14 protein-coding genes and 1 pseudogene are annotated in these 8,415 nt (G+C 38.1%); 14 read left to right on the forward strand and 1 reads right to left on the reverse strand.

Annotated features, from left to right (window positions below; all coding sequences use genetic code 11):
* The 5 genes and pseudogenes from Q0625_RS13995 to Q0625_RS14015 all read left to right on the forward strand — a co-directional run.
* Positions 1 to 246, forward strand: a pseudogene (locus Q0625_RS13995) (hypothetical protein); the annotation flags it as partial.
* Positions 247 to 333: 87 nt separating this feature from the next.
* On the forward strand, positions 334 to 663 hold the full coding sequence (locus Q0625_RS14000; RefSeq protein ID WP_298828591.1) for a hypothetical protein: 330 nt from the start codon (positions 334 to 336) through the stop codon (positions 661 to 663).
* Between the two features lie 6 nt (positions 664 to 669).
* Entirely contained in the window at positions 670 to 1,041 is a 372-nt protein-coding gene (locus Q0625_RS14005; RefSeq protein WP_298828593.1) for a hypothetical protein, read from the forward strand.
* 37 nt (positions 1,042 to 1,078) lie between these two features.
* Positions 1,079 to 2,203 carry a lactonase family protein gene (locus Q0625_RS14010; RefSeq protein WP_298828596.1) on the forward strand — a complete coding sequence of 375 codons (1,125 nt, stop codon included), beginning with the start codon at positions 1,079 to 1,081 and terminating at the stop codon, positions 2,201 to 2,203.
* Between the two features lie 23 nt (positions 2,204 to 2,226).
* Positions 2,227 to 2,916, forward strand: a complete 690-nt coding sequence (locus tag Q0625_RS14015) for a DUF6348 family protein (protein WP_298828598.1) — start codon at positions 2,227 to 2,229, stop codon at positions 2,914 to 2,916.
* A 12-nt stretch (positions 2,917 to 2,928) separates the two neighbouring features.
* On the opposite strand, the gene Q0625_RS14020 is transcribed toward Q0625_RS14015, so the two are convergent.
* Positions 2,929 to 3,726: a hypothetical protein gene (locus tag Q0625_RS14020; RefSeq protein ID WP_298828600.1), complete on the reverse strand. Its 798-nt coding sequence runs from the start codon at positions 3,724 to 3,726 to the stop codon at positions 2,929 to 2,931.
* Between the two features lie 185 nt (positions 3,727 to 3,911).
* Here Q0625_RS14020 and Q0625_RS14025 point away from each other — a divergent pair, with 185 nt between their 5' ends.
* The 9 genes from Q0625_RS14025 to Q0625_RS14065 all read left to right on the forward strand — a co-directional run.
* Complete coding sequence (locus Q0625_RS14025; RefSeq protein WP_298828603.1) at positions 3,912 to 4,286, forward strand: hypothetical protein; 375 nt, start codon at positions 3,912 to 3,914, stop codon at positions 4,284 to 4,286.
* Between the two features lie 62 nt (positions 4,287 to 4,348).
* Complete coding sequence (locus Q0625_RS14030) at positions 4,349 to 5,422, forward strand: hypothetical protein (RefSeq protein ID WP_298828605.1); 1,074 nt, start codon at positions 4,349 to 4,351, stop codon at positions 5,420 to 5,422.
* A 32-nt stretch (positions 5,423 to 5,454) separates the two neighbouring features.
* Positions 5,455 to 5,952 (forward strand): YdeI/OmpD-associated family protein, encoded by a 498-nt coding sequence (locus tag Q0625_RS14035; protein ID WP_298828606.1) that lies wholly within the window; start codon positions 5,455 to 5,457, stop codon positions 5,950 to 5,952.
* A gap of 9 nt (positions 5,953 to 5,961) precedes the next feature.
* Positions 5,962 to 6,432 (forward strand): hypothetical protein, encoded by a 471-nt coding sequence (locus tag Q0625_RS14040; protein ID WP_298828609.1) that lies wholly within the window; start codon positions 5,962 to 5,964, stop codon positions 6,430 to 6,432.
* Positions 6,429 to 6,644, forward strand: coding sequence for a hypothetical protein (locus tag Q0625_RS14045; RefSeq protein ID WP_298828612.1), 216 nt, complete (start codon positions 6,429 to 6,431; stop codon positions 6,642 to 6,644). The genes Q0625_RS14040 and Q0625_RS14045 overlap by 4 nt, the downstream gene beginning before the upstream one ends.
* Before the next feature lie 152 nt (positions 6,645 to 6,796).
* Positions 6,797 to 7,120, forward strand: a complete 324-nt coding sequence (locus Q0625_RS14050; RefSeq protein WP_298828615.1) for a DUF6794 domain-containing protein — start codon at positions 6,797 to 6,799, stop codon at positions 7,118 to 7,120.
* A gap of 15 nt (positions 7,121 to 7,135) precedes the next feature.
* The gene (locus Q0625_RS14055; protein ID WP_298828617.1) at positions 7,136 to 7,630 is read left to right on the forward strand and encodes a hypothetical protein; all 495 of its coding nucleotides are present in this window, start codon (positions 7,136 to 7,138) and stop codon (positions 7,628 to 7,630) included.
* A gap of 10 nt (positions 7,631 to 7,640) precedes the next feature.
* Positions 7,641 to 7,811 (forward strand): hypothetical protein, encoded by a 171-nt coding sequence (locus Q0625_RS14060; protein ID WP_298828619.1) that lies wholly within the window; start codon positions 7,641 to 7,643, stop codon positions 7,809 to 7,811.
* Between the two features lie 11 nt (positions 7,812 to 7,822).
* A partial coding sequence (locus Q0625_RS14065; protein ID WP_298828621.1) for a WG repeat-containing protein occupies positions 7,823 to 8,415 on the forward strand: 593 nt, incomplete at its 3' end.

An 8,415-nucleotide genomic window follows, 5' to 3' on the forward strand; every position in this document is an offset into this window, starting at 1 on the left:
CAGTTTCTCCTCAAAAATGAAGAGGTAAGAGAACTCTTTGAAGTAGCCCAAGAAGATCTTGAAGAAGAAATTACGGAAGAGCAATTTTGCGAAGCTGTGTATTTCTATGATTTGTATTGTGAAGTAGGTGAAGACCTCGTCTGCACTTTTGATGTGGATACTGACCCTGATTACTTTTTGGGTCATCTGGTGAATATCAGGCTTGATGATAACTATCAGCTTCATTTAGAAACGATTAGCGGATAATAAACCTATGAAAAAACTTACTTTTGAGAAATATGGCTTGAGTCTTGAGAAAGTAGAACAACAGCTTAGAGCTTATAAAAAATACCAATGATTGATTACGCTCCCAAAGAACAGGGCTGGGCAATGGTAACTATTAGCAATGGCACTGCCGAAATAGCCTTTGTAGCCTCTCACTTGCACGATAGTAGGCAGGATTTGGTACGCTCGGTAGTAGCCTTAGAAAAGTACAAAGAAGCAACCGTAGTTTTTCAAGACGAACCCGATGGTTATGTACTTCACTTAGAGTGCGAGGATAAGCATTGCCATTATACCCTTCATTCCTTTAAAGGTTATGACCCAGTAGCCCTTTGCGAGTTGGTTTTAGAAGGAAACATCAGTTTTGCGAGTTATAAAAACGATATAGCGAAGATTAAATAACACTATATGGAAATCACACCAGCCCTTAAGACAGAAATTTACCACACTCTTTCTGACTTTTTAGAAACCTACAAAGCCGAAGATACCCAAGTATTAGCTGAAAAGTTTGATATTTCGGGAGAATTTTTAGAAGAAATCTATGAAATGCTTGATTTCGTAGAGGATAAAAGCGTATTGCACCTTTTTCCTATAGAAGAAATGGACAAAGAAGAAGGCGGAGGGGTGAACTTAGAGGTCTATAACTTCAACAATGATAATACCGCCGTAGGAATAGAAGCCCACTTGTGGGACGACCAAGCATATTTTGCTATCATCAAAGGATATTATAACCTTGGTGACCAATTTCCTAAGTTCGTATTTCACTACTTTAGTTGTTAAATCATTAAAAAACAATACCTCAAAACCTAAAACACATATGAAAAGATTACAAACACTTTTATTTTTGTTTTGTGCATTAGTTGGTTTGCATACTTTTGCACAATTAGCTCCTTCCAACAGCCTTACAATGTATGTAGGTACTTATACAGAAGGGGGCAATTCCAAGGGTATTTATACCTATAGCTTTGATCAGCAGCAGGGAACTTCAGCACTGCGAGGTAGTACCGCCGCCGCTAATCCTTCTTTTATAGCCCTAGCTCCCAACGGGAAACATCTCTATGCGATAAGTGAGTATAACGATGGCCGACAAGGGGCTTATTCCTTTGAGGTAAACCAAGATAAGTTGCTCACTCAGCCTATCTTCCAGCCTACACAAGCTGGTGCCGACCCTTGCCATATCATTGCAGATAGTAAGTATGCCATAACTGCCAATTACACAGGGGGCGACATCAGTGTTTTCCTATTAGATGCAGTAGGTAAGTTACAGGCCGAGATACAACATATAGCCTTTGAGGGGCGGACTCCAGAGCGCGTGGCTCATATCCATTGCATGATTCCCACTCCTGATGGGAAATATGTATTGGCTACCGATTTGGGCAATGATCGTATATATCGCTTTCGCTATAATCAAGAAGCTCCCCAAGGAGCTGAGGTGCTTACAGACCAACAGGTAGTTTATCAGGTCAGCGATGGGCAAGGTCCTCGTCACCTTACCTTTAGCAAGGACGGTCGTTTTGCCTACCTAATCAACGAATTGGGAGGAGAGTGTGTGGTGCTAAGCTATCACAAAGGGAAAATGAAGGAAGTCCAACGCCTAATGGCCGATGAAGGTCAAGGGGGAGGAAGTGCTGATATACATATCAGTCCCGATGGGCGTTTTCTTTATACCTCGCACCGTCTGAAAAAAGATGGGATCTCTATTTTTGCCATTGACCCTAAGCGGGGTACGCTAAAGAAAGTAGGTTACCAACTCACTGGTATTCACCCTCGCAATTTTGCAATAACCCCCAATGGTAAATATATTTTGGTAGCTTGCCGAGATGATAATAAGATACAGGTCTTTCAGCGAAATGCTACCACAGGCACCCTTACCGATACCTCACAGAGTATCAGTGTAGACAAACCTACTTGCATTATATTTACAGAAATCATTGATAATTAATCATTAACAATTAACAATTAACCATGCGTCTTACCACTCACATAGAAGAGCAAATCCTTGAGCAACTCTCTCAAAAGATTATAGAACAAGGGTATAAAGCAGACCCTGATATCCCCACTCGTACCATTTGGATGGGGGAAAAAATGCGTATAGAACTGGAAGTTATCCCTACTCCGCAAATGGATCCAAGTCTAATAGAACTACATATAGGCACTTACTTAGAGGATGGCTATTTTCCTCAAGGAATCGTGGATAATATAGCAGGATTCGGAGATACCGATCAGGAAAAGGTACTTTCACTTATAGAAAACTATCTTTCCACAACTTTTCAGACGATTATTGATAGCTTGAGTGGTTATCATAATAAGAACTGCGATATTTATCTGGGAGATATACATTGGCATACCACTCTTGGCAATCAGTATTTGTTAGGAAAGTGGCAAACGCCTCCTGCCAAGCGGGATTTCTATGATTTATTAGTAGATCTCTTACCTCAAAACTTCAAAACAGAAGTACGTGTACAATCGCTCAAATGCTATGTAGCACGTGTCGGAGAGGATAGTGTAGTAGAGTGCCTGCTGAACAACGAACTCTGGGACGAAGGGGCGGAGCGACTTAGGGAATATGCGCAAACATGGTCACAAGGAGAGGTCTTTCTGGCAGTAAAACAACTATTAGTATTCCGCCAATGTGAAAGCGTACATAATGAGTAGTGATATTTCGGGCTAAAAAATACTACTCTCTTGTACACTGTCATATAAGGGAGCAGGATATTGTTTGAAATATTTTTTTAAGAGGAAATAATCATCTTTCGATAGGTGTATGTCTATATCTAAGAGAGAGTCACGGATTTGGAATTGTATACCGAAGCGTTTGATATATCCTTTTCTTCCCTTTGAGTAGAAGCGCCCCCCTCTTATATCCTGAGTCTTTAGATAGATAGGCTCTCCTTGCTTAGGGAATATCTCCATAAGATTCTCATAGCAGTGGAGCTTGGTAAAGAGTAGGGACTCCTTGTGAAAGGAATAAAAGAAAGCAATTATAGAGAGCACTACAATTCCCATTCCTTTCCACCAGTTTGTACTAAGAAAATCTGATTTCAGAGAGATATAGAACATAAAAAGAGTAAATGCTATATGTATAGAGCGAAGCAGCCAATCCACAACCCCCCTCTTTTCTTGATAAGCATTGATGGTAAATTCTGTGGGAACTATAATAGCTTCTTTTTCAGCTTTACAACGAGCAGCCTTTGCCACCTCTCTTTTGAGCTGATAACAACTAAAGGATAACATACAAAAGAGAAAGAAAGAGAGAAAAAGGATAGGAAGGCTATAAGGAATTTGCTTAAGTATATACATTTCTATCAGAAAGATAGGAAAGGAAACCGAAGCAACATAACCTGAAATGCGAATGATTTTTGATAGAACAAGAATGGTTTTTTCTCTTGGGTCAGAATAAGAATTCTGACTACTTGTAGAGAGGGAAGAGGAGGGCTTTTTAGAAAGATCTTTCAGATAAGACATTATAATTACTTATTTTAGTTGGACAAATATACAAAAAAATGTGGTATATTTGTACATTTGAAAACAGTTTGTTTCCCTATTGCGAAATTCCTACTTATACCTCTACCGGCGTGAGCTAGTAGCTTGTGCCTATCCCTGCTTTGGTAAGTTATAAAAATGATATAGCAAAGATTAAATAACACTATATGGAAATTACACAAGCCCTTAAAACAGAAATCTACTATGCTCTTACTGATTTTTTAAATGCTTATAAATTGCAAAATACCCAAGTATTAGTTGAAAAGTTTGGTGTTTCGGGAGCGTTCTTAGAAGAAATCAATAAGACTCTTGATTTTGTAGAAGATAAAAGCGTATTACATCTTTTTCCTATAGAAGATATAGATAAGGAAGTGAATAAATTACGCGAACTGACCTTGTATAAAGACAAAAAGATGAATAAACTTGTGGTAGAGGCTTGTGTATATGATGATAAAAATCAATGTATAGGGCTTATAGTAGGCGATTATCGTTTATTTGAACATTCCCTAAACTTGTTTGTGTTTAGTTATTTTGATGTATAAATAGAAGAACAATTTCCTCAGCTTACTTAAGTTCTCTCTAAACAAGATAAGAGATAAAATCAATGAAAACATTTAGAATGATACATAATAAAGCACTTATTTTCTTTTTGCTAATACTATCTGCTTGTAGCAAACAGTCAGGAGAAGACGAACAACAGAAAGGGTATTATTCGCAAAGTCTATTTGATCCCTATATAGCTCAGGGGTCTATTTTTACAAGAGAGGTTAAAGATATGCCTTTGGCAACGAACTCCGCTGCCATAGCTGCTTATATGCCTAAAATGCCTGCAGAATATCTACCTGAAAAATTTAAAAAAACATTGGTAACCTCGCTGAATACCACGAGCTATAATATTCCTATGTATATAGTAGACTCTCATGACCCTCAGCAGGAATATGCACAATTTACCTCAACCGACAAGCGTGTGGTTTACAAAGAAGACCTTATTAAGTATACTATGGGACGGATACCCTTGCCTAGCTATGCACAACCGGCAGGCGGAGGGGATAAATCTTTTGCCGTTTATGACAGAGTAACAGGAATGATGCGAGAATATTTTCACGCTGTTAAAGATGAGAAAGGTACTTGGCACTTTGCTGCTTCGGGATATTTTAAAGCAAAACCAAATTTTAAAGATTTGGGTAAGGATAACTTTGCGATGCAACTCACCACAGGAGGGTCTGCAGTAGTGTGTATGCTCAATCCACTCTCTCAAATAGGCATTGCAGAGGCACGAAAAGGTGAGATATGCCACGCTTTATCCTTTACTATCGCCAATGCGGGGAAAGGATTCTCTTATCCAGCCAAACAAGGCGATGGCACTTCAACAAACCCTAATGCTCCTTTGGAAGGACAATGGTTTCGTATAGACCCTAAAATAGACCTTAACAAGTTAAAACTTCGTCCTTTTACCCTTTTAGTAGCCAAAGCAGTACAGAAATATGGAGGTTATGCAGCCGATAAGAATCTTTTCTGTCACGCTTTCAATGCTGAGCACCCTATAAACGAAATAGCACAAGGCAAACCTAACCCTTGGGAAAGAGGAGGAGATATCTATGAGAAATACAACGGAATAGACCTTAATGATTTCCCTTGGCATCTTACCCAATGGGCACCTGTTGATTGGGGGAAATAAAACATCAAAAAGCATTCTAAACAACATAAAGTATGATAGATATAATGCCTTTGTTAAGTGAAAATGTAAAAAAGCACTTCATTACCTTGCCTGCTTCTCATCAAAAAGAATGGATAAGCTATATTAATGAGGCTAAAAAGGAAGAAACATGCCTTAAAAGAGTGCTGAAAATGCAAAAGTCGTTCTGTCAGAAGTATACATTGGAAGGAGAACCCCAAGTTATTAATCTGTTAGAGGAAATTATTAATATTAATTCGCAAGAAGGGAATGCCCTTGCAGAGGCTTTTATAAGTGCTATAGGTAATAACCATAGTGGCGTGTATTGTGTAGCATATAAGTGGGCAATTGCTTTTTTGGTGCAATTGTACAAAAACTCTGAACCTAGCAGTCTGCGTGCTATAGCTATATATGGGATTCTAAACGACCTTTACTACTTTGAGCCTATAGAAGAACAAGCTGCTAATGCAGATAACACAACCATAAAGGAAGAGATAAAACAACTGTTAGCGCCTTTTGCAGATAAGAATTAAATATTAAAAATGACAACTATAGAAATACCTAAGTTTATAGAAAAGTATAAAGCCTACGAGCGGGAGGGCGGTGTGATAGACTTTCGTATCTTTCAGTTGGATACGGAGCAGGAGGATACACCTTATCAGAAGCATTTGGCAGTAGCCCAGCAGACCCTTATTTCGGTAGCGGAAGAAGTAAATACGCGTCTTGACCGTATAGCGGCTAAATCTAAAATAAATCGTAAGAAACTTTTTACGATGGACTACGATTTTGGTGTCCTTAAAGATTCGGGTAAGGAGATTTCTGTACAAGACTTTATGGGCTGTCAATATGAAGAGGTGAGCGGAAGGATAATTCTTAGTGGTGGGAAACTGCACAATCGTTATTTTTACTGTGATGATAAAGAAGTGCCTGAAAAAGCAGTGGCGATGACTGAGGAAGACCTGAAAAAGGAAGCCTTTGCTTACGCTTTCTTTCAGCCCCGTACTCTTTTATGATTACAAAAAGCAATTTTGAAAAGGGCAATTTCTTTTTAGACTTTTGTAGGTTGCTTTTTACTGATATTTCTCAAATAGAAGTCTATAAGTGGAGTACGGATAGCTCTAATTACTTTGATGAGGGCAAAGACTGGTGGGGGAGTTTCTTTTGGACGGTTTATAATCCATGTAGGGATTGGTATATAGGGATTATAGCCTCAACAACTGATTAATTATCAAATCAAAAATCACTCTTGCGGATTGTCCCCTTCCCTTCGGGAGGGGGAACGGGGGTAGCACTTCAAATAATCATATGAAGCATCTTGTTATTTTTTGTGTGAGTATCATTACTTTTACAGCTTTTGGACAAATAAAAAATACTGATATGAAAAAACAAAAACCTAAAAACCTAACAGAATGTATCCAAATGTTGGATAAGAACCTCAAAAAAGAGGATAAGGAATGTATAAAAACGCTTACCGAAGAAGAATTCTTTATGGAAAGCCATTTTACTTTAGGTATGGGTATCCGCAATGAGTGGATTCGCAGTGGGAACCCTGAGCTTGTGAAGTTCTTTTCGGATGAAGGTGTCAAGCATCCCGATGATATGTCGGCTATGATACTTACAAGCTATTATAGGCATCTTTTGGGAAAAGAAATAGACTTTGAAGGACAGATTTCAGCACACAAAAAGCAGTTAGAAAAATAGAAATAATAAAGCACTATGTCGGATTTCACCATTTTTTTAGGTGCTAATGGACTTTTATTCTTAATAACATCTCTAATCATTTGGAAAGTCTATTCTATTTACAAAAAGGCAAAAAGTGAATTGTCTCCTAACTTTTCTTATGACCAGTTGCCGGATATACGTTTTGACTATATCGAAGAATTACAAAAAATCCTTAAACGGCAACACAATAATGAGATGAAGGTTGTTATCTTTTTCTATGTGGTTTTTCTCTTTATGATGGTGAGAATAGCAATAGATTCTAATGAATTTTTATCTTTAGCAGTAATTGGAACTCTATTTTTGATAGTAGGTTTGATATTGACTGTTAAAAGTAATAAAGTAATGAATCAGTTATGGGCTGAGAAAATAAGCAAACTATCAAAGGATGATTTCAATCGAGTAGAGCGAATTAGAAAGAGAGTAGGGGTACCGCCTCGTTATTTTTTTGAAGAATACTATTTTGTATATAGGCAGCAGTTACAAATTTAAGAAAGTGAATATGCGGAAAATAAGAAGAGTAGCCCTCGGAAACATAAGAGGTGTATATAGTTGTACAATTCGTGGAGATATTAAAGTAACATATATGCCATATAGTAAGGAAGAATATGAATGCTTGAGAAAAGAAATGGATAGGTACGCCAAAGATTACAATGGCGATAGCTGGAATTAATAATTAAAACAATGAACACAAATAAGCAAGAGAAATATGATGAAATAACCGATTTTCACAAGGGCTTTGCTTGTGTAAGACAAGGTGACAAATGGGGCTACATCAATGAGAAGGGAACCCTTATTACCCCTATAAAGTACGATTTTGTCTATGACTTCTTTCAAGGAGTGGCAATGGTGAGAATAGGTGCGCAATACGGATTGATAGATACCTCTGGCAAGGAGATTACTCCCGTAAAATACGATCTTATAGATGACAACGACTTTTATAACCACCGTCCTGCAGCTGCCCTGTTGAATGGCAAATGGGGCTTTATCAATGAGAAAGGAGAAGAGGTGATTCCCTTTATCTATGAAGACACTACCTACTTTCATAAAGATTATGTAGCTGTGAAGAAAGATGGCAAATGGGGTTTTATCAACCGGAAAGGAGAACAAATCATACCTTTTCTGTACGATGATGCTTCTTATTTCACCGAGGGGCTTGCTTTGGTGAAGAAAGGTGATAAATATGGTTATATCAATGACAAAAACGAAACCGTCCTCCCTTTTATTTATGACGATGGCGCTCTCTTTGAGAATGGTAAAGCGTGGGTACAGATAGG

This window comes from uncultured Capnocytophaga sp. (assembly GCF_938029845.1).
Taxonomy (GTDB): Bacteria; Bacteroidota; Bacteroidia; order Flavobacteriales; family Flavobacteriaceae; genus Capnocytophaga.

Excerpts from the sequence above, each read along its gene's own strand:
- Q0625_RS14000 (WP_298828591.1), top strand. The coding sequence starts at position 334 with ATGATTGATTACGCTCCCAAAGAACAGGGCTGGGCAATGGTAACTATT.
- Q0625_RS14005 (WP_298828593.1), top strand. The coding sequence starts at position 670 with ATGGAAATCACACCAGCCCTTAAGACAGAAATTTACCACACTCTTTCT.
- Q0625_RS14010 (WP_298828596.1), top strand. The coding sequence starts at position 1,079 with ATGAAAAGATTACAAACACTTTTATTTTTGTTTTGTGCATTAGTTGGT.
- Q0625_RS14015 (WP_298828598.1), top strand. The coding sequence starts at position 2,227 with ATGCGTCTTACCACTCACATAGAAGAGCAAATCCTTGAGCAACTCTCT.
- Q0625_RS14020 (WP_298828600.1), bottom strand. The coding sequence starts at position 3,726 with ATGTCTTATCTGAAAGATCTTTCTAAAAAGCCCTCCTCTTCCCTCTCT.
- Q0625_RS14025 (WP_298828603.1), top strand. The coding sequence starts at position 3,912 with ATGGAAATTACACAAGCCCTTAAAACAGAAATCTACTATGCTCTTACT.
- Q0625_RS14030 (WP_298828605.1), top strand. The coding sequence starts at position 4,349 with ATGAAAACATTTAGAATGATACATAATAAAGCACTTATTTTCTTTTTG.
- Q0625_RS14035 (WP_298828606.1), top strand. The coding sequence starts at position 5,455 with ATGATAGATATAATGCCTTTGTTAAGTGAAAATGTAAAAAAGCACTTC.
- Q0625_RS14040 (WP_298828609.1), top strand. The coding sequence starts at position 5,962 with ATGACAACTATAGAAATACCTAAGTTTATAGAAAAGTATAAAGCCTAC.
- Q0625_RS14045 (WP_298828612.1), top strand. The coding sequence starts at position 6,429 with ATGATTACAAAAAGCAATTTTGAAAAGGGCAATTTCTTTTTAGACTTT.
- Q0625_RS14050 (WP_298828615.1), top strand. The coding sequence starts at position 6,797 with ATGAAAAAACAAAAACCTAAAAACCTAACAGAATGTATCCAAATGTTG.
- Q0625_RS14055 (WP_298828617.1), top strand. The coding sequence starts at position 7,136 with ATGTCGGATTTCACCATTTTTTTAGGTGCTAATGGACTTTTATTCTTA.
- Q0625_RS14060 (WP_298828619.1), top strand. The coding sequence starts at position 7,641 with ATGCGGAAAATAAGAAGAGTAGCCCTCGGAAACATAAGAGGTGTATAT.